This window comes from Ruminococcus flavefaciens (genome assembly GCF_900108555.1).
Taxonomy (GTDB): domain Bacteria; phylum Bacillota; class Clostridia; order Oscillospirales; family Ruminococcaceae; genus Ruminococcus; species Ruminococcus flavefaciens_P.
The window spans coordinates 91,066-114,959 of record NZ_FNWV01000006.1 but is presented as its reverse complement, the minus strand read 5'-3'; the positions used below and the strand labels follow the sequence as shown (position 1 = coordinate 114,959).

The window sequence follows — 23,894 nt, the reverse complement described above, 5'->3', positions numbered from 1 at the left end:
AGGATCAGGCTGTAAATACTGCACGAACGAAACTGCAAAGATGTGCTTGAAAGAGTTATCACCCTGATAACCACCGTTTACATTGTGATATATTACTGTCCCTCGTGGAAGAAGTAAGGAAGTGCATCGTAGATGTACCATCTTACATAGCCCCACCAGTGAGTCTTCTTTATTCCGTCATTGCTGTTTGCAACGAGGAAGTAGAAATTACCCTTTGAGAAGTCAGATGTGTATGTGAAGCGCTTTGTATCCTGCTTGAGAGGATTGATAAGTCCCAGCATATTCTGGTATGCAAGATCCTGATCTCCTGTAGCAGCGAGAACGAAGTACTCTCTCTGGCTGAATCCTGACTTGTCGATAGCATTCTGAACGCCCTGTACACCGCCCCAGCAGTGACCTGACAGAGGCATATAGTATGCGCAGATATCAAGATTGTTTATGAGCATATTCCATGTTGAACCGCCGCCCATTGAAAATCCGCCGTATGCACGGTGATACCTTGTAGCCTTGAGGTTGTCGAGTGAAGTATCCTTCTCAGCGTATGTTGAATACTTGCCTTCAACGTATGGGATTATGCTCTGTCGCATCTCGTTCCATACTGTGCCTGCACCCATATTTCCGTCATTTGAAGGACAGCCGTTGAATGTAGGAGTTACAACGATCATAGGTTCAAGCTCGCCGTTCATTATCATATTGTCGAGGATATTCTGCATCTTGACATCGCTGCTGAATATGGTATTCTCGTTCTCTCCGCCGCCGTGCATGAGATAGAATACGTTGTACTTCTTGCTTTCATCATAGCCGTATGGGAGATAAACGTTCATCGACTTGTTTCCGTTGATACCTGTATAGTTTTCCTTGACTACCTTTCCTGCCTGTGAGCACTGGTTCAGATATTTGTCGTTAGCGCGGTACTGGAGATTAGCATTATAGTTGAATGTAGACTTTGGTGCAGTTGTAGTTGTGGTAGTAGTAGTCGTAGTAGTTGTAGTTGTTGTGGTAGTTGTTGCAGGTGCGGAAACTGTCTTGATATTTTCAGCGTAGCCCTCAGGGAGCTTGCTGATAGAACCTAAGAGGTACTTCTGTATAGAAAGGGCATCGTTTGCGGTAATACCGCCGCCTGCTTCGCTTACGTCTGCATTGTATATGCCCGGCTCTGTAAGAGCGTACTTGTTAGGATTTGCAAGTGACTGCATGATAAGTACAACGTCGCCCATATCTACACCGCCGTCACCGTTTGCGTCGCCCCACTTTGATACCTTGGCATTAAGTATATCCTTGAGGTCCTGTACGGGTACGGGAGCTGTTGTAGTCGTCACAACAGGAGGTGCTGTGGTTGTTGTAACTACAGCTGCCTTAGGTCCGTCTATTACAGTTCCTGCAACTGCACCGATAGCCTCATCAACATAGAAGCTGTACTCGTCTTTGTCTGTCTCAACATACATCTGAAGGTCTGAAGCTCCCTCAGGTATCTTGTAATTTGTATTTGCAAGCTGTACCCACTCGCCCTTTGGTACGGCATCAACTATAGCTATCTTGTCATACTGTACCTCAGTACCGTCATTGTACTGGAGAGTAAGGTAGAATTTCTGTGAAGCAGGACCTTCCGTATACTTAACGATAGTACTGAAGCTGTACTCCTGACCTGCCTTGAATACAGATGAGGAAAGTGTACGTACAGCACCATTCCAGCTTGCTTCTCTGCCTGTGCAGGCAATAGAACCCGAACCTGCATAATACTCTGTCTTGTCAGCTGATACCTTTGCAGAGCCTCTGCCTGTCCATGAATCAGCACTTGTATCGAATGTATTGTGGAAGTAATAACCGTTCTCATCAGGCTCGATAACAACAGGTGAGCCGCTGAGCACCTTGCTGCCGTTGCAGCCGTTCCATGTCTGACGGTCATACTCGAAGAAGTCGATATCAGCGTAGCCGCCTGTTGACTTTGTAGGATAGCTGTAGATACCGCTGCGGTAGCCTGTAAAGAGCTTTAAGTCGTAGCTCATGGACAGTTCCTGACCGAGCTTTGTCCAGTTCTGACCATCATATGAATAGTAGAAATTAGCCTTGTCTATATTATTGGACGAACTTCCGTCCGAATTTACTGTTGCGAACTTGAAGTCCACCTTGAGGTATACTTCATCCCCGCTCATATTCTGCTCGGCAACTATCTTGTTGGCACTGTTTCCAACTTCATTGCCGCTGTTTATGGACATATATACCTTCTTCTGACCGCTGTCTGTCACATAGACACCGATACAGCCGTATTTGAGCTGGAATGCTGAAAGACCTGCGTAGTCGCCTGCCTTCATGTTTGATGCATCAAGCTTTATGTAGCTGCTGCAGGCAGGTCCTTCTGTACGCATGGTAAGGGTATTTCTTGCATTGAGAAGATGTGAAGCAAGTGTCTTGTTTTTAAGACGGAGCCAGCCCTCACGCTCTGTGACCGACCATGCACTGTTATCTGGATTGTGATTCCACTGCCACTCGAGAGCTAAGTCGTTTGAGGAGTAGTCGAAGCTGTCATCACCTGCAAGGTCTGTGCCCTTGCCCGAACCGAGGTCAAGTGTGAGAGGAGCTTTTCCGTTTACGCCCATCATGGGCCAGTCGTTCTGCCATGTTACGGGAACGAGTACAGGTATACGTCCTACCGAGCCGTGATCCTGGAAAAGAAGTCCGTACCACTTTCCGTCGGGAGTATCAACGATACCGCCCTGTGCAACGCCTGCACCGTATGAGCCTAAGCTCGAATCGAGAAGTGTCTTGCTCTCCCAGTTGCCTGTGAGGCTCTTTGAACGGTAGCAGAATTCAAGTCTGCCGTGACCTGACGGCCATGCGATACCAAGTATATAGTAATAGCCGTTTATCTTATGGATATGCCAGCCCTCGCCTGCAAGGTTGTTGAAGTTGGTCTTGAAGAGCTGCTTTTCCAGTCCGCCCGACTTCCAGCCCGTCATATCGGAGTTGAACTCCTTGATGTTACAGGTTCCGCCTGCGCCGTATACGAGATAGTTTCTTCCGTCCTCATCAAAGAGGATAGAAGCATCATGGTACATACCGTTAAGCTCTACTCTCGACCACTCGCCGTGCTCGATATCATCGGTAGAGCATATATAGGACTTGTTTGAACCATAGCTGCCGAAGAAAGCGTAATACTTGCCGCTCTTTTCATTGTATCGAAGGCTTGTAGCCCACTGTCCATGAGAGTAGTCGTTCTTGCCGTTTGTAAGGTTCTGAACATCACCGTTGGCATATGTTGTACATACATAATTGCATATCTCCCAGTTAACGAGGTCGGTGGACTTCATTATTGGAGCAACAGGGCTGAAGAACATGGTAGTACTTACCATGTAATATGTATCGCCAACTCTGATGATATCATCATCGGGAACGTCCGACCAGATGATAGGATTGGATACTGTAGATGCCGCAGTAGTCACCATGCTTAAAGATGATGTAACTGAGGGCACAGCAATAGAAGCTGCAAGCAAAACAGACAATGCAGCCTTTTTAGGATTAATACTTCTCATGTGTTATTCCTCCTTATTTAATTCCCCTGTAAAGCGTTTCGATGTACGCTTCCAATACACGTCATTATGTTATATTGCCTATATATAACATTTGACTATTTTCGTACCTTTTATCCACATTAATTTTATCACTTTGTCATAATATAAGCAACCTAAATAATACAGATTTGGTGGACAAAATGCGTCTTTTATATTAATATATCACGATTTATGTTTGAATTTTATCAAAATCCTCATAATTTTAACATATTTGTATGCACACAATGTTCCAAGATATAAAAAAAGAGCAGACAAATCGTCTGCTCTCATGTACTTTCAGTATTGTCCGCCGCCGAAGCCGCCGTTATTGCTGCCGCCACTGCCGTTATTATTTGTACCGCTGCCTGCGAAAAGATCGTCCATTGCAGCACTCCTGTCGCTGAAATTGTACTTTTCACGCTGCTGTCTTTCGGTACTTTCACGCATTTCCTTTTCCCGTTCCATGTCCGCACGAAGCAGCTCTGCAAAATCAAGTCCCCTGCTGCCGCTTATATCACCGATATATTCGGTATTACGCTGTGCTTCACCGCGGGCTTCACGCCTTTCGTCAGCGATATACCTTCCTGCTGCATTGATGCCGTCAAAAAGAAGGTCGAATAATCCGTAGCCTCTTCCATAACCTCTTCTCATAGTATTACCCCTTTCGTTTACTATATCATTCAGACCACCCCTTGGTCTGCTTAATATACATTATAACATATAAATTCAAAAATAGCAACAGGCGCGGTGTAAAATTGCATTAAAATTCTTTCTATGATATAATACCTTTATATTCTCAAATACCGACCGTTACCCAAGCTGTACTTTTTTCGTCTATATTGGTGAAGGGGCATTAAGGAGGTGTACTATGGAAGATAAACATATCATTGATCTTTACTGGCAGAAGGATCAGGCTGCCATAAAAGAGAGCGATGCAAAATACGGTGCTTATTGCAGTACCATAGCCGATAATATCTTACACTCGCAGGAAGATACCGAGGAGTGCGTAAATGATACGTGGCTTCGCGCATGGAACGCCATACCTCCCGAAAAGCCGAAAAGGCTGTCGGTATTCTTCGGCAGGATAACCCGAAATCTTGCCATAGACAGATACCGCAGGGACAGAGCCCAGAAGTACGGCGGCGGACAGACCGCTCTTTGTCTCGATGAGCTGGGAGAATGTATCGGTGAGGAAAGCACAATTGAGGACAGGCTCGCACTGCGTGAGCTGATAAACAGCTTCCTCAGTGCTCTTCCCGAAAAGAACCGTAATATCTTTCTCCTTCGCTATTGGTACATGATGCCCGTTGCTGATATCGCTAACAGATACAGCATATCAGAGGGGGCAGTAAAAATGATCTTGCAGCGCGTCCGTGACAAGCTGAGAGAGCATTTGAGAAAGGAAGGTGCAGGTATATGAAAAACAGAGACATTCTTCTTGATGTTATAGGCGATGTCGATGAAAAACTCATTCCCGAGCTGACAGCTCCAAAGAAAAAGAAAAACATCATAAAGTGGACAGCTCTCGGCGGTATCTGTGCGGCAGCAGCTGCTTGTGCGATACTTCTGCCGAAGATAAATAAAGGCAGCTCTGTACCGCTGAACTCTGCATCTCAGATAATTTATGACGAAACAAAAACAGGAACGGAAAAAATCAATGCCGATGTTGTTTTCGGTTCAATGGGCTATGAGGGGGTAATGGCTTATGATATCTCCGAGCTCGATACGCCCTCACCGTGGACATCGGATATGACACTCAGTTCACTGCCTGTTTACAGAAATCTCGCAAACCAAAGCGGTGAAAACTCGTACGCAGTAGGTGCGGTATATCTCTCCGAGGAAAAGATGAACGAGATCGCAAAAAATGCTGCTTCAGCACTAAAAACAAAAATAAACGATACCAAAGCAACGTATGTAAGAGACTTTGTTCAGGGCGGGATTTCCGACGATATAATGAACTCTGTCTATTCACTTGAAGCAAGGTGCAGCAACAATATCACTTTGACTGTTTACGGCAACGGCAAGGTAAAAGCCGAGTTTTCAAGCCGCAGTCTGCCTGATAAATACAGTTTTTCATACAGCAATACCTCATCGGCGGAAGCTGAAAAAACTCTTCGTTATCTGTCAAAGGAGTATGCAGAGCTTCTCGGATACAGTTCCCCCGTGTGCTATTCTTACGCCGACAGAACATATTCGGGAGCTGAATCGCGCAGCTATTATGTTTTCAATAAAACAGGCGATACCGTACAGGATATACTCAATTTCAGTCTCTCCTACGCAGAATTTGCTCCCGATGATAACGGAGACCTGATGTGCATATGGCTTAATAATCCGAGCTATACTTCTGAATACATGGGGAATTACCCGATAATAACAGAAAAAAATGCCGCAGAGCTTTTAATAAACGGCTACTATTTCAGCACAGTCCCCGCTGATTTCCTGAAAAACGGTAAAATCACAGACAGCGATATATCCAAAACAGAGCTTATCTACAGAAATAACGGTGAAGAATACTATCAGCCCTATTATAAATTCTATATCGAGCTCGATGCTTCAAAACTCAATATGGCTAACGGACTGAAAGACTACGGCATTTTCTATGTACCTGCGGTCAATTCAGAATATCTCAACGATTTTACACCTGATATCACATTCGAGGTCAATATGCCGGAAAGCTCCGCAAAAGCAGTGCATATCCCTGCAATAGAGCTGCCCGAGACCTCAGACACAGCAAACATGGATATGATCGGTCTCGTGGTATATCAGGGGCGCATATATACTCAGGCTTATACTTATACGGGAAATGAAGCCGAAGGTATAAAGCACCTTATCGGTGAACACCTCGGAACTGCCAAAGGAAATATAGATGAATGGTCATCGCAGGACGAGTATGCAACTGAATTCGCATCTTCGGTATCGGGCGAGGTCTATTCGGTAAAGGGCTATGATACCACCTTCCGTATATGTATTTACTCGGAATACGAAGATGAGAACAACGAACAGAAAGCTTTTATACAGTTTCTTGATGATCTCAACGGCATTGACCTTGCATCGGGCTCAGAGCTTTTTGAGGACAGACTTCATATCAGCGAAAACACCGAAGCTGTCAGATTTCAGTATCACGATGACTGGGATTGGAACAGGGAAAATCTCCAAGACGCTGATATCAGCGAGGAAACATGGAAGGAATTCATGTCACAGTTGGACAGCGGTGGATTCGTCTATACATGGAACCCCGACAGTTCGGACAACAGCATATATGATAAAAATCAGGCACATCTCATACTTTCAATGACTGACGGTACGACCGTAAAACTTCGCCTTATCGAGGGCGGTTACGTTGGATATGAGCCGCTGGGCTGGTATTTTGTAAAGATACCCGAAGATATTTTCAATGCAGTTTATGATGCCTGCGGCGGAAAACATTAAAGTATGATCGAAACATCTTGTTTACGGCTCGGAGTTTTTTCCGAGCCGACTTTGTTTGCACGAGACATCTTTTCCGTATGACCAAAAACTGCAAAAAGCTCTCCATATCACTTCAATAACAGGTTGACAATTTCTGCGGCATAGTGTATAATTTTAACATGAACAGGAGATGATAAAATGCGCTCAAAAGGTACTAAGACCATTGCTGAAAACCGCAAAGCCCGTCACGATTATTTTGTCCTCGAATCCTACGAAGCAGGCATTGAGCTTGTGGGTACTGAGGTAAAGTCTATCCGTCAGGGCGGCGTTAATCTTAAAGACTCGTGGTGCTCTATCGACAAGGGCGAGCTTTTCGTCCGCGGTATGCACATATCTCCATATGAGAAAGGCAACATCTTTAACCGCGATCCCATGAGAGTCAGAAAGCTCCTCATGCACAAGCGCGAGATAAATAAACTATACGGTACTCTTAAACAGGAAGGTCTGTCACTTATCCCTCTGAGCCTTTATTTCAAGGACTCAAGAGTGAAAATGCAGGTGGGACTGTGCAAGGGTAAAAAGCTCTACGACAAACGTGCCGATATCGCAAAGCGCGATGCAAACCGCGAGATCGACCGCAATATCAAATCACGCAATCAATAGGAGTTTTATGAAAAAACGTATTCTTCCGATATTTCTTATAACGATCACGCTATTAGTTGGCTGCGGACATGATGTAAAACCGTCCGACAAGGACAGCATTATTGATACTACATCTGAAACAATCGGGACAACTTCTTCCGATACACAGGATATTGTTCAGAAAATGCTGGATAATGTTATCCTGTACAATGAAAAAGTATCTTTTCCTTCATCATTTGATAGTTTCAGTGATGATTATACTGCGGCAAATTCCATACCGTATGACGGCAGTGATATATCTACTTATACGCTGTACTACAAGGACAAGAATATCGGCTTTATAGATCTGTCAAATAATAATGATATAAGAGGATTGTACATAGATGATGATATTCCGAACAGCGATTTCAGCATCTCCGGTATCGGGTATGATTCATGCAGATCAGATATTATCAATGCCTTTGGCGAACCGGATGAGAAAACGGAAACTTCATACACCTATGGCAATAGCGAAAGCATTTGTATAGTATTCAGTTTTAATGACGAAAAAATAAGGTCAATAAAAATATTCTATTAAGAGATGATTTTTCTATGTTATTCCCAGAACCATTGAAAAAAGGCGATAAGGTCGCTGTTATAAGTCTTTCGAGCGGTATACTCGGTGAGCCGTACTGCACTCACGAAAAGGAACTGGGTATAAAAATGCTCCGCAGATTCGGTCTCGAACCTGTTTTCACGCAGCACGCTCTTATGGGTACGGACTTCATAATGAAGCACCCAGAAGCAAGAGCTGCCGACCTTAAAGCAGCTTTCCCCGATGACTCGGTAAAGGGTATCATCTGCGCTATCGGCGGTATCGAGACTTTCCGCACCTTCCCTTATCTCATGGAAGATGAGGAGTTCATAAATGCGGTTCGGCAGCACCCTAAGTTCTTTCTGGGATTTTCAGACACTACCAATAACCACCTGATGTTTCACAGACTGGGCTTACAGACCTTCTACGGTCAGGCTTTCATGTGCGACTTGGCAGAGCTTTCGGGAGATATGCTCCCCTACTCAAAGGCTCAGTTCGAGAGCTGTTTTGCACCATATCACGGCAGGAAGATAACTCCCTCAGATGTGTGGTATGAGGAGAGGACTGACTTTTCATCTGCTGCTGTTGGTACTGCTCCCGTATCTCACAAAGAAGAGCACGGCTATGAGCTCTTACAGGGCAGTCCCGTATTCGAGGGCGAGCTTCTGGGCGGCTGTATCGACAGTATGGGCGAGATGCTCATGAGTGGAAATATAGACAGGTTCGGCGATATGCTCTCAGATGAATTGGAGAAATATCCTCATTTCAAAGAGGACTTCATAAAGCAGAGCGAAATAACAAGAAAATACAATATCTTCCCAAATGCCGAGGAATGGCGCGGAAAGATACTCTTTGCCGAAACAAGCGAAGTAATGCCTGCTCCCGAAACGCTGAGAGAATACCTCACTGCTCTGAAAAATGAGGGAGTTTTCGGGAATATAAACGGTATCATCATAGGCAAGCCAATGAACGAAAAGTATTATGAGGAGTACAAATCTGTATGGCGCGAAGCCGTTGATAATGCAGAGCTCCCAATGCTTTATAATGTGAACTTCGGTCATTCGGCTCCTAGAGCTGTGCTGCCATACGGTGCTATGGCTCATGTTGACGCAGACAGGCAGGAGATAACCCTGCTGTAACAAATAACGTCACCGTTTGCTGTTGACAGATCCCTTTCTGTAGGGAACGCCGCCCTAAGCGTTCCGCAAAGTTGTGTATAAGTTGCGATCAAAAATAACAAGCCGTGACAATATTCACTGTTGACAAATCAGCAGAAACAAGTTATAATGTTAATGGAGCACTAAAGCTCCCCAACCTGTACCCTCATTCATATGGGGGCGTAAAGGTTTCGACGGGGGTCTTGAAGTGTGATAAGCGAGCGGAGAATGGCGTGATCTCCATAACCTGCGCCACGTTTAAATATAAACGCAAGAAATAACATTACAGTTTCTAGAAATAGCGAACTGGTAGCTGCTTAAGTCAGCTTCTGTCCACCGAGGGAGTACCGCGGCTCTCGCTTGGGCATCGATGAGCGGTGAACGACTGTCGGAAGTGTCCGTGTCCGTCAGTTGTATACGGACTACCTGTGACTACAGCCCGTTTATCGGCGGCAGACTCAGGGAATCATAATAGGTAAAATACGCTCGTAGAAAGTTGCATGAATGGGCTTTCGGACAGGGGTTCAATTCCCCTCGCCTCCACTAGAAGCAAGGCTCGCAAACGGCTTAGAATAGCCATTTTGCGAGCTCGTTCTTTTTTAAAAGTGCTCTCAACCACTTATTGACCACTTATTTTTTTATTTAACAATATCAGACGCTCCGCAGAGTTCTGGCTCTGCGGAGTATTTTTATGCCATAGTCTGCTCCATATTTTCTTCTTCAAGCTCGTCCTCATCTTCGTCAATGTCAGGTTCAGCCTCCTTTGCGGACTTAGGTTTAGCGTCTTTCCCCTCTCGAGTAAATCTCAGTGCATTGGTTATGGCATCACAGTTTCTTGCTCTTGCCTCCTGGAACATATGGGAGTACAGGTTCAGGGTCGTTCCTACGATACTGTGTCCCATATCGGCTGACACAGCTACTACGTCTATGCCCTCGTAGATGAGAAGTGAAGCGTGAAGGTGCCGCAGTGAATGTATGCCACGGAAGGGTATGTCAATCTTCTCGCAGTAGCTTTTCAGATACTTGTACGGCATTTCCGGATACATGGGTGAACCGTTCCATTTGGTGAACAGCCTGTCGTTATCTTCCCACTTCGTTCCCAGCCGACGAGCTTCTTTTCTCTGCTCCTTGCGGTACTTCTTCAGCATATCCATTACGTCCTCGGGGAACTTTGCCACTCGCTGAGACTTCTTAGTTTTTGTAGTATCCGTGTAGATTCCCTTTGCAGGTGTGTAATGTGAAGTTCTGCGGACTCTTATGGTGTTGTAGTCAAAGTCGATGTCCTTCCACTCCAGTCCCAGCATTTCGCTCCTTCGGAAGCCGCTGTATATCGCCAGTGTTATGTAGACCTGAAACCACATAGGCTCATAGCCCAGATCTTCAAACAGCTTCTTCACTTCGTCAAGGGTGTATATCTCCTTTTCCTTCTGCTCCAGTTTTGGTATCACAACTCGGCTGCACGGATTGTCCGTCAGCATTCCCATACGGATAGCATAGCTGAATATATCGCTGATAAAGCTCAGGTGATGTATAGCAGTCTTTCGTGACAACGGCTTGCCTGTGACCATGTGCCTGCCGTTCACAATAAGGTCGGTGATGAACATTTGTATGTCTCTGGACGTTATCTTGTCCATACGCTTGTGTCCGATGGCAGCGTAGATTCGCTTGGTGACCTGCCGCATTTTTGAGAATGTGGTCGGTCTCAGGTTGACCTTTGCGTACTCATCAAACCACTGCTCGGCGAATGTCTCAAACTTGACCGCCGATGTTATCTGACCTTTCTTGCACTCCTCCTCGAACAGCACCGCCTGTTTGTTGACCTCTTTATCGATCTGACGAGGTGTCATGCCGGGTTCGGGGTAATAGCTTTTGTACTGATTATGCTGCCTTCCGTAAATATCGTAGCCGCATGATACTTTTATCTCGAATGAACCATTCGGTCTTTTTCTTATAGTCGCCATATATTTTCCCTCCTTCATAAATATGGCGCGTTTTTGCCAACGACATCATACCACAACTCGGTACGGAAGTCCAGAAAAAACGCGCCATTTCCACTATTTTTTTACGCGGTCTCCCCGCGCAGATATTTCAGGAATAATTCCTTGTTGATAAGATATTTGTTGCCTGCCATGATGTGCGGCACCTGACCGCTCAGGCACATCTGGCGGACTCTGTATTCGGTCAGCCCCTCCACCAGAGCTGCCGCCTGCTTTATGGTAAGCATTACGATTTTAGTCTCTGTTTTGTTTTCAGCCATTCGATCATACTCCTTCTCATTGTCTTTATCTCGTTTCCTGTGTGATTTGAATTGTTCACTTTTATCATTCCTTTACTTAGAATTAAAGGGTACGGTGAATTACCGTACCCTCGATTAATGTTAAGGGTATAGTTTTTCACGATACCCTTATTGCAAAGGATGTCACGTTTTGTGACATCCTTTGGTGATTGAGATGCCGTCACGTTTTGTTACTCCATCTCCTGACCGAACGAATTGTTCTGTCAGCTCATGCCTTCCGATATGGATGATATGAAGGTGCTGCCGTTTCGTCAACGCCTGTCGGTACTGAACAATCTGTTCACCACCTGCCCCGAATCAGGGCGAGTGCAGTACGGTGAACGCAGCGTTCACCGTGAGCTGCCGTCGTGTTTCCATACATCAGCTCAGTCCGCTTTGGATGCCCCTTTACTGCGTCTGCGATTTGCCGACTCAGGTGGCGAGGTGGCGATTCACCACCCCATCGTCATGACGGGATGTTTCATCCCACCATACCGAATTCCCATTTCGGGAACTCGGTGCTGAGCAAGGATAGAGTGCAGTCCTGTTTTGGGACTTCAAGTACCGTCACGATAGTCGAGTCCCTATATCGGGGAGTCATCATTATCGACGATACCTTCACGCTCATTACGCATGATAAGGTCATCGAGGTTGACCTTTCCTCTCGTTCTGCGGACGTTGTTGACAGCCTCACGGCGGACGTCTTTGAGGTGATTCTTGCTGACTTCGAAAGTCTCCGCCAGCAGTGCAATGAGCATTTCGACCTCTACTGCGTAACGGAAAAGTCCCTTTGAGATTTTCGTTATGCCTTCGTCACTTGCCGCGGCTATGCACTCTGCAAGCTCAGGGACAAGCACCTCCGACTTGTCTTTTATCTTCCTCGTTGCGAGATAAAATCTCAGCGCAGACTCGATAAGCTCCGAGCGGCTGCCGTCGTTCTTGGAAAGATACTCGTCGCACTCGCGGAGCAAGTCCTCAGAAATATATATCCCTGTTCTCACTTTTTCACTCATCGTCATCATCCCCTTTCTGATAATCGTATGCTCTCTCGAAGTTTATCACGCCGTTGATGTGAGCAACTTCATCGACACACATTCCCCTGAGGTCGTCAATCGTTTCGTCGTCAACATCATTTACTGCCGCGATAATGTGAGACTGCATAGCCGACTCCACCGCCAGCTTGAAGAGCCCGCGGTTGATCCTGTACTCCGAGCCTTTGACAATTCCATCGATAATTGAAGTCAGAACGTGCGCGAGATACTCCGTTGCGGTACCCGAATTGCAATCGAGGTAGCCTGAATAAAACCTTATCGCTTTCTCAATGAAGTCACTCTGAGATGTAGCATTTGCCGCCTTCAAATGATCGACCATCAGCTCTTTTGTCCTAGGGTAGAGCCACACCGCCTGTTTTTCCTTTTTCTCCATATTCCCCTCCATTATTACTCTCCGACACCGTTTATTGTCCTATGTTTCGCTGATTCTTTCATTTCCGACTCCTGAACCGTAACACTCAGCGAAGTTACGACTCCTTTTAGCGGACCCCTCTTTTTCTGCTATTTTGCGGTCGGCTTTGCCGTTCCGCTGTGACCGTTTCGGGGGCTGCGACCCCGAAACTTTATCCTGCAACAGACAGTCACTGCCCGATTTTCAGATATTTTTCCACTCTGACCACTCCTTTCACGGTGATGATATCACCTTCACTTTTCCCTCTGCCGATAGTATCTGTGCGGTATCGCCACACTTGCTCCACGTTGCGCCACAATCGCTTTCACCGCCGCAGGTGGGATAACTACACGATTTCTGTATTGGCGGCAAAAATGGGCGTTTTTGTGCGTGATTTTACTGTCACCCGAGAGCACTATACCGTCACCCTGAACCACATATGCCGTCACCCGCATTTTTACCGTCACTCACCTCAAACAAAGGTAAATAGACGTTTTCTGAATTTCGGGTGCCGGTATGGTCAGCAATTTCTACCCACAGCAGGCTTCCATTTTTACTGTCACCCGACTGGTCATAAACAAGTTCAAGTATTCGTGAGCCATGACTTCTCCGCATACTGAATTGCACTCCGTACACTTTTAATTCATCGGTGTGCTGAACAAGATTTCTCGTCATCCAGTTGGGAGCATACTCTTGACCGAAGCGTTTGTACATCAGCTTGCAGAGTTCAGTCGCCGAACCTGTAAAACGTTTTTCATCGACCATCAAATCATGTATTGCAAAAGAGAAAAGGTCGGGCTTATGCTCCGGCACAACATCAACCACGTTCCACCTGTGATTTGCAAACTCCAAGTTCAATTCAAGGTGTTCGATGTCACGACCTGCGCAATGGAGTTTAGCTTTACCGCTGCCGCGACGCTCTTCTATCATCACCAAGATACCGTCAACACTTCCGATGATTCCTGTCGAGCCTGATACCATATTAAACGGATCGCTGTCATAACACTTGCGAGTGTGATGTACAACAAGTATTGCAACTTTCAGCTTGTCCGCAAGCGCTTTCAGCACAGAAAGTTCTTTGTAGTCAGAGCCGTAATTGACATCAGTATTGCACCTGACTTTCTGAAGCGTATCAATAACAATCACTTTCAGATTCGGAAGTTTCTGCTTACTCTTTTCAAGTTCTTCTTCAAGACCATTGCCTATTGATTGCGCTTCGATTGCAAAGTTCAAGTTCTCACAAGGTTCATCTGTGAGTTCGTATATCCTGTTCTGCAAGCGCAGAAGGTTGTCCTCAAGACTGAGATACAATACCTGACCTGTATTCGTATCGTGTTTGAGAAACTGTTCGCCGTTTGCAACCGACATACACAAGTCCAACGCTAACCAAGACTTGCCTATCTTAGGTGCGCCTGCAAGGATATACAGTCCCGGGTACATCATTTTGTAGATGATGTACTCCTGTTTTTCCAGCGGAGTTGTCATAATGTACTCGCTGTTGTAGATTTTTAATTCGTTTCCTATAACTATCCCCCCTTTATTTTGACAGCAAAAAAACGCTCCGCGAAATGCGAAGCGTTTTGCCCTCTAAATATATTATGGTACAGTTTTTTGATTTTGCATATAATCAGGTAACAATTATTTTTTATTAAAAACGACAATTTTACTTGCAATTTGATTTTGGATGTGATATACTATAATCGGAGGTGATAGAACATATGTTTTCTGATATTTGTTTTTACGTCAAAGGAAAGACAATTGAAGTCGACGGACAGGACTTTCTTCTCGGTGAGCTTACCGAGTCCTGCCTGAATATTACTCCCGATGAGTACCATGAGATAAAAGATAAGCATAAAAAACTGAAGGATATGATAGTACCCGAAAAGCTTAATGAAAACCTTGATGAAAAGGACCTTGATTTATGGATAGATAAACTTTTCGAAATTGACAGTCTGCTGCGCAGACATAAGATCTTTCAAGTAATAGGTGCATCTGTCAAAACAATTCGTTCATTAGTAAGCAGTGATGATATCCTTGAAAAAACAATATCATTCCTTCCGCTGGTTTTGAAATATGGTGATATAATTTCAGATATTTACAGCTTTAATCAGACTATCTTTGTCTTTATTAAAAACTGGATAATGAACCTCGGAAAATGTGAGCCCTGGAACTATGCTGCGGCATATTATGATTTTGTCTCCTCACCTTCAGCGTACAAGTACATTATAAATCCGATACAGCATAGCGAAGGCATATACAAATATCACGATACGCTCACCTCGTTCACTCTTGTGCCGAGAGAAAAATCCGAGGGCAGCGGTGAATACATTATTGCTGAGTATTATCACACATCTTCACTGCAATCCTTACTGAAAATCGACTATATGAAGGGTCTTATGACAGGTCACTGTATCCGCAGGTGCGAGCACTGCAAACGATTCTACCTTTCAACCAACGCATACAGAACACGCTTCTGCGACAAGACGTCGCTTGAAGATCCTAAGTTTACTTGTAAGCAGATAGCATACAGGAAGACACATATCAAAGATAGTAACGACAACAATCCAAAGTATCAGACATACAAGAAAGCGGTACACCGAATCATGCGAAGCTGTCAGCGCGGAACTATTACGGTAGAAGTCCGCGACACATTATTGAACAAAGCAGAAGCCATATATCACATAGCTGCCACATCACCAAAGTACAGTGATCAGGAATTCGAGAAGCAAATGTCCTCTGATAACCTGTACAAGCTGTGCGGTATTGAACCACCAAAGCGTGGACGTCCAAAGGCGGTGAAAGATGAAAACGGATGAACTGATTAAGCAGTATTATAGCGGCAATGATACAGCTCTTGACAGGCTGTACAGACAGAATATAGGCTATATCCATAATATTGTTGCTGATATTGCCAAGCGAAGCGGACTGAAGCTGTCTGAGGATATGCAGCAGGATCTTGAACAGGTCGGTGCATTGGAATTCGTGGAGCGTATCTGTGAAAAGAAGTTTGATCCAACTATAAGCAAGCTCCAGACATATCTGTATCCGTTTATCTTCGGCAAGATGTGGAGATATATTGAAGAATACTATGGACTCATCAATATCCCTCACGGCACTATGACACAGATACGCAAGTGCAAGAAGCTGCATGGTGACGGACTAAGTATTGAGGATATAGCCAAGGAACTGAATATAAAGGAGAAGCTGGTCATAGACTGTCTGAACTTCACTTTTCACTATGAACAGCTCATGGTCTCATATGATGACAATACCGATGAAGACCAGAATCCACGCATTGCTCCAATCGGTGATAATGTCCGCAAGAAAGCTATCCAGCGAGCCGTATATCCATTGCTAAGACAGAAGTATGCCAAACTGAAAGCAGAACAACAGCACATTCTTGGCTGCTACCTGGGAATATTCGGCTATGAGAAGATGTCTGTTGCTGATATTGCCGATATGCTTATGATCACGAGAAATGCTGCCCAAAAGAAGATAGCCAGGGCTCTTGAAAAGCTGTATGAGTATGTCTGGGACAGCGAGATCAAGTATTGGATAAACGGCTACTTATGTTTGTTTCGTTGATAAACCATATGAATTATTAATCACCGAGACGATGAGCTGATGCCTATATAGAAGTTTTGCCACTGAGTGTTACGCCCCACTCAGTGGCATTGTTTTTTCGACTGCTAAGCTAAATCAGAAGTTATCTATATGGATTTGGGTATATATCAGACTTTGGAAGCGGTGATGCATTATGATGCTTTCCATCCGGAGTTACCTTTTCCCAGCCATCTCCCACTTCATTTAATAACCAATTATTATGTGGCTTGGCAAATCTCTGTGGAGAAAATGTCAAGCCACAGGAACTGCATATCATTTTTTCAGATTCCTTATCAAAAAACAATTCGTTATTACATATCGGGCATATATATTTTTCATCTAATTTGAATACTGAATGGCAGTCAAAGCACTTCATAACCATTTGCTCAGATTCAACAACTATATTTCCGCCGCATTCTGGACAATGATATACTTTTTCAAATGGAAGATTCAGTAATTCATGTACATCTTCTTTCTCAATTTCTATCGAAAATAAAGAATGCAGATTTTCAAGAATAGAATCATCCGAGTCGAATTTATACCGTTTGAAATAATCGTATAGTTCATCGAACTCTGATAATCTTTTGCTGAAATAATCACAAACCTCATCAAGGCTATGTAATTCTACTGAAGGATAATTCTTCCTGATAAAATTCAAATCTATCACCTAACTTCCGATTTATGTTCGTAACAATTACAGCATTAATTATAGCATAACATCGCGGCACTGTCAAGTGAATATGTCGCCCCAAAATGAACACTTCGGCCGCACAAGTTGAACAGTGCCGTCGGCAAGAATGAACACTTTCGTCGCATGAAGTGAACAGTAACTCAAAATGATTGCGAAAATCATCAATTTCACGATGAAGTGTTATACTGAAAGAGCAGTCGACAAACACCCAAAAATCTGGTAGAATATAAATAATAAAACCGGAAAGGGAAAGTCCTCCATTTGATAATTTTCCGTTTTTTCCCTAATTCAGTTGTTCGTTTGTCATCTTATTAAAAGAAACAAGCACCTAAATCAAAGAAAAACAATCATGGATATATAGTTTTGTCGGCAGTGCAGAGAATCCTAAGTATGATATCCTCAAAATTCTCTGAGGCACTGCCATTTAAACACATGCCTCGTTTAAAAAAGCTGTAACCTTTTGCTTTAATTATAAAAAGTTACTTTGGATCCGTATTAATGTCATCATGGTTAGTCTTGCTTTCACCATCAACAGCATTTGCATCATAAAGATCTTTCTTCATCTTACTACTGCTTATTTCTGGTGTACGAGGAAGATAAACAACGTCTACTCCTTCTTCCTTTAAAAAATCAAACTTTCCTTTCCAATCATCACCCATAACAAAAGTATCAATATGATACTCATGCATATCTGTTCGCTTCTGATTCCAACTTTCCTCTGGAATAACAAGATCAACATAACGAATAGCTTCAACAAGTGCTTTTCTTTGCTCATATGTAAAATAACATTTCTTATGCTTTTCATTCCAATTGAATTCATCAGACGAAATCACAACAATCAGATAGTCACCGAGTGCTTTAGCTCTTCTTAGCAAATTAATATGTCCATAATGAAGCAAGTCAAACGTTCCATAAGTAATAACTCTTTTCATACTTTGATCTCCTTTTACTCTAATTGATGTATTTTTCAACACTGCACTTTCATAATTAATATCTATAACATACTTTCTTAACTCTGATTTATAGTTACGTCCCATTAATCGCTTTACTGCCTCAAGTGGTTCAACCGCATGATTTATAATATCATCCACAGCAAAAATAAGTGGTAATTCAACATCATTTTTTTCGGATAATTGAATTGCTGCAGGAATAGCATTAATTCCTTCTACGACCATCCCAACTTGCTTTACAGCATCTGATGGACTGTAGCCTTGCCCTATTAAATATCCACACTTGTTATTTCTACTATGATTACTTGTTGAAGTTACAATAAGATCTCCTATGCCAGCTAAGCCTGAAAACGTGTCTGGTAAGCATCCCATCTTTAATCCTAGTCTTTCGATTTCAGATAACCCTCGTGTTATTAAAGCAGCCCTCGTATTATCACCAAACCCCATCCCCGAAGCTATTCCCGATGCAAGTGCAATAATGTTTTTCAACGCACCACATATTTCAACACCCTTTATATCCGTATTAGTATAAACTCGCATGGATGGTGTGGAGAATATGGATTGAACATACTCAGCCAATGCCATATCTTCACAAGCAGATACAATTGTCGTTGGAAGATCAAGTGCTACTTCTTCAGCATGAGTTGGTCCTGATAGTGCTACAACATTTGCTTTCGGTATTTCTGATTTTATTACTTCACTCATAGTCATAAGTGAATCGGATTCAATCCCTTTTGCAACATCAACAATAATTTCTCCTTTATATAATGGTGCGACCATTTTCGCTGTTGATCTCACATATATGGAAGGAACAGCAAATATAATCATATCCTTGTCTTTTACAGCCTTAGTAATGTCAGCCGTAAAATTAATCGAATCAGGTATAACCACATTATATAAATTTTTATGCTTATGTAATGTTTGTAATTCGATAATCTCGTCAGGGAGAGCGGACCAAACCTGAACATCATTTCCAACTAAACATAACATCCTTGCTAGTGCTATTCCCCATGTACCCGCACCTAAAATGCCAATTTTATTCATTAGTCTAACCTTCCAAACTAAAATTCGCACAAAAATTTTTACTCATTAATTTAAATTTATATTACTACAATCAAAAAATCATAAACACCTAAATTATGCCAATTTTTTCTATCTATTTGTTTATAGATTATCAATTATGCCAAATTAGGATTATGTTATGTACATACTATAAATCATATTATTCCGCATAAACATTTTTATGAGAATTTCTTTTTTATCTCTAATTTTAATCACATTTGCATGATAACTCGTATAGTAAGAATAAGCACATAGTTTTGTTCAAAAGGTAATTAAACCTATATTGCTTTCTTATTATTGTATTTACGATATGGTCTATTTAAATTCAAATAATAAAAACTATGCTTAAAAATACGTTTTTCTTTTGGCGGTAGTTCCATATATTTTCCATACAAACTTTTCAAATAACCATCATAATCTTCGGGACCATATAACTGCGTATCATCAAATTGATATAATACCGGAACTCCCATAGTCGATTTAGGAACTATTTCTCTTTCACCCCATGCACCTAAATAATTCGCTATGTAACCAAGATTATCATCTTTTCTCTTCGTCATCAATTCTTCTAACGAATTATGAAGTTTATTCAAATTTCTCATTTGAGCATATTTTTTTATAATAATTTTTAACAATCCCTTAGCTATACCTCTCCCATTGATTATTTCTCTTTCAGAAATAGTTGAACAATGATTAATTATCAAAGAATGCTTAATCATAATTCTTTTATTCCTTATTCTTTCAGAAATATTATTTTTATCAGCAACATCTAACGGAAAAATATCAATATATAAGCCTTCAATATAATTATGATAGTTACACTCAATCAAAGTAGTACGATTGTCAATTAACTTTGCATAGTGCATTGGAGAGTTTTTAGCATTTTTATAAAAACGAAGTTCGTATTCTGGTTTACTCTTCTCATTAAATAACTGTATGAAGCGATCATAATCACTTCTTGGAATACCAAAATCCATATCATCATCCCAAGGAATGAACCCTTTGTGACGAACCGCTCCAAGCATAGTCCCACCTAACATGTAATAATCTATATTATTTTCCTCACAAAACGCATGAAAATATTTTGCCATAGTAAGCAATCTTTCATGTAGTTCATCCGCATTAATATTAACTGACATAAAGCACCTCTTATAATCAGATTTTTAAACGTATATATATCACTTTAAAATCATGCCATAATTCAAATATATAAGTATTGAAAGATCATCACTCAAATAAAAAATTTAATCGTGCTAATTATTTTTTCATTGAAATAATAGTACATAGATTTTATTTTATAATGGCCATCAAAAACAGCATTTTAATACGTCAACAAATATGTAAAGCACAAATTTAAATAGAACTTAACAAAATATTAAGTAACCCTATCTCTATATGCTTCACAACATATTAAATCCAAGGAATTAAAGCAAAAATGTGATATTGCTTTTAATAATATTATTTAAAATTCCAAGGCAGATAATCTTTTCCTTCAAGAATATCCGCAATTCTCTTGCATGCATATCCATCACCATAGGGATTGCAGGCATGAGACATTTTATTATATGCTTCTTCATTTTCAAGAAGCTCTTTAAACGCCTTATAAATCACTTCTTCATCAGTCCCCACTAGCCTTAATGTACCAGCCTCAACCCCTTCTGGTCTCTCCGTTGTGTCTCTCATAACCAGAACCGGAACTCCATAAGATGGGCACTCTTCCTGAATTCCACCTGAATCAGTTAAGCAAAGAAAACTCCTTGCTTCAAAGTTATGACAATCAAAGACCTCTATAGGTTCAATGATATGAATTCTATTACAGTCACCAAGTTCTTCATCTGCAGCCTGACGAACAACTGGATTCATATGAATTGGGTAAACTGCTTTGCAATCAGGATGTTCATCCAATACTCTTCTAATCGCTCTAAACATATGATGCATCGGTTCACCAAGATTTTCACGTCTATGTGCAGTAATAAAAATAAGCTTTGATTCTCCTACCCATTCAAGTTCCGGATGAGTGTAATCTTTCTTTACTGTATGTTGCATTGCATCAATAACTGTATTACCAGTTATATAAATACTTTCAGGATTCTTTCCCTCTGCAATTAGGTGATCCGCAGCAAGCTGAGTTGGTGCAAAGTTATACTGACTCAAAATGCCAACTGCCTGACGATTAAACTCTTCAGGGTAAGGAGAGTAAATATTATATGTTCTGAGACCAGCTTCAACATGACCAACAGGAATCTGAAGATAAAAACAAGCTAAAGCAGTTACGAATGTTGTTGAAGTGTCACCATGAACGAGAACAACATCTGGCTTTTCCTTTTCTAGAACCTCTTTTATAGCGTTAAGAATATTAGTTGTGATGTCAAAAAGTGTCTGACGCTCCTTCATAATGTTAAGATCATAATCAGGCACAACATTAAACGTTTTGAGAACTTGATCAAGCATCTGACGATGCTGTGCAGTAACACATACGACCACTTCAAGCCCTTCTCTTTTTTTCATTTCGTTAACAAGCGGACAAATTTTTATTGCCTCTGGTCTTGTTCCAAACACTGTCATTATTTTTCTTTTTTGCATCATGTGTATGTTCTCCTGTAATCAAATAATTATGTAATGTCCTTTAAATATCTTGCAAGTGCATCCTGCCATGTAGGAAGGGGATTGAAACCGTTTTCAACCAGCTTTGACTTATCAAGTCTGCTGTTGAATGGCCTTGCAGCTTTACTAAGTCCGTACTCAGCTGTAGTAACAGGAGTTACCTTGGTCGACATTCCTGCCTGACGGTATATCTCCACAGTAAAGTCATACCATGAGATATAGCCGCCCTCATTTGTAGCGTGATAGTAGCCGTACTTCTCAGTCTCTGCCATATCAACAAGAAGTCTTGACAGGTCGAGGGTATAGGTAGGTGTACCAATCTGGTCGGATACAACTCTTACTTCTTCATGTGTTTTACCCACATTTACCATGGTCTTGATGAAGTTCTTGCCGTTCACGCCAAATACCCATGCGATACGAACGATGAAGTACTTATCAAGAGTATTTGCAACAGCAAGCTCGCCGTCGAGCTTTGATTGTCCGTATACGTTCTGCGGAGCGTAATCCTTGCAATCGGGCTGCCACGGCTCTGTTCCTTGACCGTTGAAAACATAATCAGTGGAAATGTATATCATCTTGCAATTCAATTTTTTGCAGACATTGGCAATATTCTGAGTACCATCAACGTTGATAGCCTTGACCTTGGGCTTGTTCTCCTCGTCGTCGGCAGCGTCAACTGCTGTCCATGCGGCACAGTGTACAACAACATCTGGATTTACCTCGCTGATAGCCTTCTCTACTGCCTCAGCGTCTGTGATGTCAAGCTGAACATAGGGATAGTCTGTGGGTACAGACTCCAGTATATCGGAGCCTGTAGCCTCATATCCGCGCTTTGACAGCTCGTCCATTACGTCATGTCCGAGCTGTCCGCCTACACCTGTTACGAATGCTTTCATTTTTCACACCTCTGCCCGGTTGCCATACATCTTCTCATAGTAATTCTGGTACTCGCCGCTGATGATAGTTTCCCACCACTCGCGGTTCTCTAGATACCACTTGATAGTCTTCTTTATGCCGTCCTCGAACTTTGTCTCAGGCAGCCAGCCAAGCTCGTTGTGGATCTTTGTAGGATCGATAGCGTAGCGCATATCGTGACCCTTTCTGTCCTCAACGTGTGTTATAAGGCTCTCGGGTTTGCCGAGCTCCTTACAGATGAGCTTAACGATATCTATATTCTTCATCTCGTTGTGTCCGCCTACATTGTAGACTTCGCCTACTCTGCCTTTATGGATAATAAGGTCAATAGCACGGCAGTGATCCTCAACATAGAGCCAGTCACGGACATTAAGGCCTTCACCGTATACAGGGAGAGGCTTGTCTGCAAGAGCGTTTGCTATCATCAGAGGTATCAGCTTCTCGGGGAAGTGATAAGGTCCGTAGTTATTTGAACAGCGTGAAATTGTCACAGGCAGACCGTAGGTTCTGTGGTAAGCCATAACGAGAAGATCGGCGCCTGCCTTTGACGAGCTGTAGGGACTGCTTGTATGTATCGGTGTCTCCTCAGTAAAGAAGAGATCAGGTCTGTCGAGCGGAAGATCGCCGTATACTTCGTCAGTAGATACCTGATGATATCTCTGGATACCGTACTTACGACAAGCGTCCATAAGGACCTGCGTACCAAGGATATTTGTCTGGAGGAAAATCTCAGGGTTCTCAATAGAACGGTCAACGTGTGACTCTGCTGCGAAGTTTACTACGATATCTGGCTTCTCTTCCTCAAACAGCTTGTAAATAGCCTCTCGGTCGCATATATCTATCTTTACGAAGCGGAAATTCGGATTCTTCATTACAGGCTCCAGTGTTGAAAGGTTGCCTGCGTATGTGAGCTTGTCCAGACATACTATTCTGTAGTCAGGATATGTGTCAAGCATATGGAATACGAAATTTGAGCCTATAAATCCGGCTCCGCCTGTGACAAATATATTCATAGAAATACT

Annotated in this window: 20 protein-coding genes and 1 other RNA gene; 8 read left to right on the top strand and 13 right to left on the bottom strand. The window is 42.6% G+C overall.

The genetic code is table 11. The annotated features are described in order from the left end of the window. Positions 1 to 92 precede the first annotated feature (92 nt). Together BLW60_RS09695 and BLW60_RS09690 are read right to left on the bottom strand one after the other, a co-directional pair. A complete protein-coding gene (locus tag BLW60_RS09695; RefSeq protein ID WP_074716832.1) occupies positions 93 to 3,530 on the bottom strand; it encodes a beta-xylosidase family glycoside hydrolase in 3,438 nt (1,145 codons plus the stop codon). A gap of 315 nt (positions 3,531 to 3,845) precedes the next feature. Further along, positions 3,846 to 4,199 carry a hypothetical protein gene (locus BLW60_RS09690; RefSeq protein ID WP_074716830.1) on the bottom strand — a complete coding sequence of 118 codons (354 nt, stop codon included), beginning with the start codon at positions 4,197 to 4,199 and terminating at the stop codon, positions 3,846 to 3,848. 217 nt (positions 4,200 to 4,416) lie between these two features. Between BLW60_RS09690 and BLW60_RS09685 the strand changes: the two genes are divergently transcribed. The 6 genes from BLW60_RS09685 to ssrA all read left to right on the top strand — a co-directional run bounded on the left by BLW60_RS09685 (position 4,417) and on the right by ssrA (position 9,875). Further along, complete coding sequence (locus BLW60_RS09685) at positions 4,417 to 4,968, top strand: RNA polymerase sigma factor (protein WP_074716828.1); 552 nt, start codon at positions 4,417 to 4,419, stop codon at positions 4,966 to 4,968. Then, positions 4,965 to 6,977: a hypothetical protein gene (locus BLW60_RS09680; protein WP_074716826.1), complete on the top strand. Its 2,013-nt coding sequence runs from the start codon at positions 4,965 to 4,967 to the stop codon at positions 6,975 to 6,977. Before BLW60_RS09685 ends, BLW60_RS09680 begins: the two co-directional genes overlap by 4 nt. Positions 6,978 to 7,154: 177 nt before the next feature. Beyond that, positions 7,155 to 7,619, top strand: a complete 465-nt coding sequence (smpB, locus tag BLW60_RS09675; RefSeq protein ID WP_074716824.1) for an SsrA-binding protein SmpB — start codon at positions 7,155 to 7,157, stop codon at positions 7,617 to 7,619. A gap of 7 nt (positions 7,620 to 7,626) precedes the next feature. After that, on the top strand, positions 7,627 to 8,175 hold the full coding sequence (locus BLW60_RS09670) for a hypothetical protein (protein WP_074716822.1): 549 nt from the start codon (positions 7,627 to 7,629) through the stop codon (positions 8,173 to 8,175). Positions 8,176 to 8,189: 14 nt separating this feature from the next. After that, positions 8,190 to 9,311, top strand: coding sequence for a S66 family peptidase (locus BLW60_RS09665; protein WP_074716820.1), 1,122 nt, complete (start codon positions 8,190 to 8,192; stop codon positions 9,309 to 9,311). Positions 9,312 to 9,505: 194 nt separating this feature from the next. Continuing rightward, positions 9,506 to 9,875: a transfer-messenger RNA gene (gene ssrA / locus BLW60_RS09660) on the top strand. A gap of 143 nt (positions 9,876 to 10,018) precedes the next feature. Here ssrA and BLW60_RS09655 read toward each other — a convergent pair. The 5 genes from BLW60_RS09655 to BLW60_RS09635 form a co-directional block, all read right to left on the bottom strand. Further along, the gene (locus tag BLW60_RS09655) at positions 10,019 to 11,290 is read right to left on the bottom strand and encodes a tyrosine-type recombinase/integrase (protein ID WP_074716818.1); all 1,272 of its coding nucleotides are present in this window, start codon (positions 11,288 to 11,290) and stop codon (positions 10,019 to 10,021) included. A gap of 101 nt (positions 11,291 to 11,391) precedes the next feature. Continuing rightward, positions 11,392 to 11,586: a helix-turn-helix domain-containing protein gene (locus BLW60_RS09650; RefSeq protein ID WP_028518167.1), complete on the bottom strand. Its 195-nt coding sequence runs from the start codon at positions 11,584 to 11,586 to the stop codon at positions 11,392 to 11,394. Positions 11,587 to 12,188: 602 nt separating this feature from the next. Further along, on the bottom strand, positions 12,189 to 12,617 hold the full coding sequence (locus tag BLW60_RS09645; RefSeq protein ID WP_074716816.1) for a CopG family ribbon-helix-helix protein: 429 nt from the start codon (positions 12,615 to 12,617) through the stop codon (positions 12,189 to 12,191). Then, a complete protein-coding gene (locus BLW60_RS09640; RefSeq protein WP_139283399.1) occupies positions 12,610 to 13,029 on the bottom strand; it encodes a hypothetical protein in 420 nt (139 codons plus the stop codon). The genes BLW60_RS09645 and BLW60_RS09640 overlap by 8 nt, the downstream gene beginning before the upstream one ends. A gap of 441 nt (positions 13,030 to 13,470) precedes the next feature. After that, positions 13,471 to 14,532 carry an AAA family ATPase gene (locus BLW60_RS09635; protein ID WP_074716812.1) on the bottom strand — a complete coding sequence of 354 codons (1,062 nt, stop codon included), beginning with the start codon at positions 14,530 to 14,532 and terminating at the stop codon, positions 13,471 to 13,473. 233 nt (positions 14,533 to 14,765) lie between these two features. Here BLW60_RS09635 and BLW60_RS09630 point away from each other — a divergent pair, with 233 nt between their 5' ends. Continuing rightward, complete coding sequence (locus BLW60_RS09630; protein ID WP_074716810.1) at positions 14,766 to 15,863, top strand: DUF6076 domain-containing protein; 1,098 nt, start codon at positions 14,766 to 14,768, stop codon at positions 15,861 to 15,863. Next, entirely contained in the window at positions 15,850 to 16,632 is a 783-nt protein-coding gene (locus BLW60_RS09625) for a sigma-70 family RNA polymerase sigma factor (RefSeq protein WP_074716808.1), read from the top strand. The genes BLW60_RS09630 and BLW60_RS09625 overlap by 14 nt, the downstream gene beginning before the upstream one ends. A gap of 121 nt (positions 16,633 to 16,753) precedes the next feature. Here the strand turns inward: BLW60_RS09625 and BLW60_RS09620 are convergent, their stop codons facing one another. The 6 genes from BLW60_RS09620 to rfbB form a co-directional block, all read right to left on the bottom strand. Further along, positions 16,754 to 17,308 carry a Trm112 family protein gene (locus tag BLW60_RS09620; protein WP_139283398.1) on the bottom strand — a complete coding sequence of 185 codons (555 nt, stop codon included), beginning with the start codon at positions 17,306 to 17,308 and terminating at the stop codon, positions 16,754 to 16,756. A gap of 512 nt (positions 17,309 to 17,820) precedes the next feature. Beyond that, on the bottom strand, positions 17,821 to 19,335 hold the full coding sequence (tagD, locus tag BLW60_RS09615; protein ID WP_074716804.1) for a glycerol-3-phosphate cytidylyltransferase: 1,515 nt from the start codon (positions 19,333 to 19,335) through the stop codon (positions 17,821 to 17,823). A 296-nt stretch (positions 19,336 to 19,631) separates the two neighbouring features. Further along, positions 19,632 to 20,492, bottom strand: a complete 861-nt coding sequence (locus BLW60_RS09610) for a LicD family protein (RefSeq protein ID WP_074716802.1) — start codon at positions 20,490 to 20,492, stop codon at positions 19,632 to 19,634. A 319-nt stretch (positions 20,493 to 20,811) separates the two neighbouring features. Continuing rightward, a complete protein-coding gene (gene wecB / locus BLW60_RS09605; protein WP_074717055.1) occupies positions 20,812 to 21,936 on the bottom strand; it encodes a non-hydrolyzing UDP-N-acetylglucosamine 2-epimerase in 1,125 nt (374 codons plus the stop codon). Positions 21,937 to 21,965: 29 nt separating this feature from the next. Next, positions 21,966 to 22,853 carry a dTDP-4-dehydrorhamnose reductase gene (gene rfbD / locus BLW60_RS09600; protein ID WP_074716800.1) on the bottom strand — a complete coding sequence of 296 codons (888 nt, stop codon included), beginning with the start codon at positions 22,851 to 22,853 and terminating at the stop codon, positions 21,966 to 21,968. Between the two features lie 3 nt (positions 22,854 to 22,856). Beyond that, positions 22,857 to 23,885: a dTDP-glucose 4,6-dehydratase gene (rfbB, locus tag BLW60_RS09595; protein WP_074716798.1), complete on the bottom strand. Its 1,029-nt coding sequence runs from the start codon at positions 23,883 to 23,885 to the stop codon at positions 22,857 to 22,859. Positions 23,886 to 23,894: the final 9 nt, after the last annotated feature.

Coding starts and splice junctions, on each gene's coding strand:
- BLW60_RS09695 (WP_074716832.1), bottom strand. CDS start 3,530: ATGAGAAGTATTAATCCTAAAAAGGCTGCATTGTCTGTTTTGCTTGCA.
- BLW60_RS09690 (WP_074716830.1), bottom strand. CDS start 4,199: ATGAGAAGAGGTTATGGAAGAGGCTACGGATTATTCGACCTTCTTTTT.
- BLW60_RS09685 (WP_074716828.1), top strand. CDS start 4,417: ATGGAAGATAAACATATCATTGATCTTTACTGGCAGAAGGATCAGGCT.
- BLW60_RS09680 (WP_074716826.1), top strand. CDS start 4,965: ATGAAAAACAGAGACATTCTTCTTGATGTTATAGGCGATGTCGATGAA.
- smpB (WP_074716824.1), top strand. CDS start 7,155: ATGCGCTCAAAAGGTACTAAGACCATTGCTGAAAACCGCAAAGCCCGT.
- BLW60_RS09670 (WP_074716822.1), top strand. CDS start 7,627: ATGAAAAAACGTATTCTTCCGATATTTCTTATAACGATCACGCTATTA.
- BLW60_RS09665 (WP_074716820.1), top strand. CDS start 8,190: ATGTTATTCCCAGAACCATTGAAAAAAGGCGATAAGGTCGCTGTTATA.
- BLW60_RS09655 (WP_074716818.1), bottom strand. CDS start 11,290: ATGGCGACTATAAGAAAAAGACCGAATGGTTCATTCGAGATAAAAGTA.
- BLW60_RS09650 (WP_028518167.1), bottom strand. CDS start 11,586: ATGGCTGAAAACAAAACAGAGACTAAAATCGTAATGCTTACCATAAAG.
- BLW60_RS09645 (WP_074716816.1), bottom strand. CDS start 12,617: ATGAGTGAAAAAGTGAGAACAGGGATATATATTTCTGAGGACTTGCTC.
- BLW60_RS09640 (WP_139283399.1), bottom strand. CDS start 13,029: ATGGAGAAAAAGGAAAAACAGGCGGTGTGGCTCTACCCTAGGACAAAA.
- BLW60_RS09635 (WP_074716812.1), bottom strand. CDS start 14,532: ATGACAACTCCGCTGGAAAAACAGGAGTACATCATCTACAAAATGATG.
- BLW60_RS09630 (WP_074716810.1), top strand. CDS start 14,766: ATGTTTTCTGATATTTGTTTTTACGTCAAAGGAAAGACAATTGAAGTC.
- BLW60_RS09625 (WP_074716808.1), top strand. CDS start 15,850: ATGAAAACGGATGAACTGATTAAGCAGTATTATAGCGGCAATGATACA.
- tagD (WP_074716804.1), bottom strand. CDS start 19,335: ATGAATAAAATTGGCATTTTAGGTGCGGGTACATGGGGAATAGCACTA.
- BLW60_RS09610 (WP_074716802.1), bottom strand. CDS start 20,492: ATGTCAGTTAATATTAATGCGGATGAACTACATGAAAGATTGCTTACT.
- wecB (WP_074717055.1), bottom strand. CDS start 21,936: ATGCAAAAAAGAAAAATAATGACAGTGTTTGGAACAAGACCAGAGGCA.
- rfbD (WP_074716800.1), bottom strand. CDS start 22,853: ATGAAAGCATTCGTAACAGGTGTAGGCGGACAGCTCGGACATGACGTA.
- rfbB (WP_074716798.1), bottom strand. CDS start 23,885: ATGAATATATTTGTCACAGGCGGAGCCGGATTTATAGGCTCAAATTTC.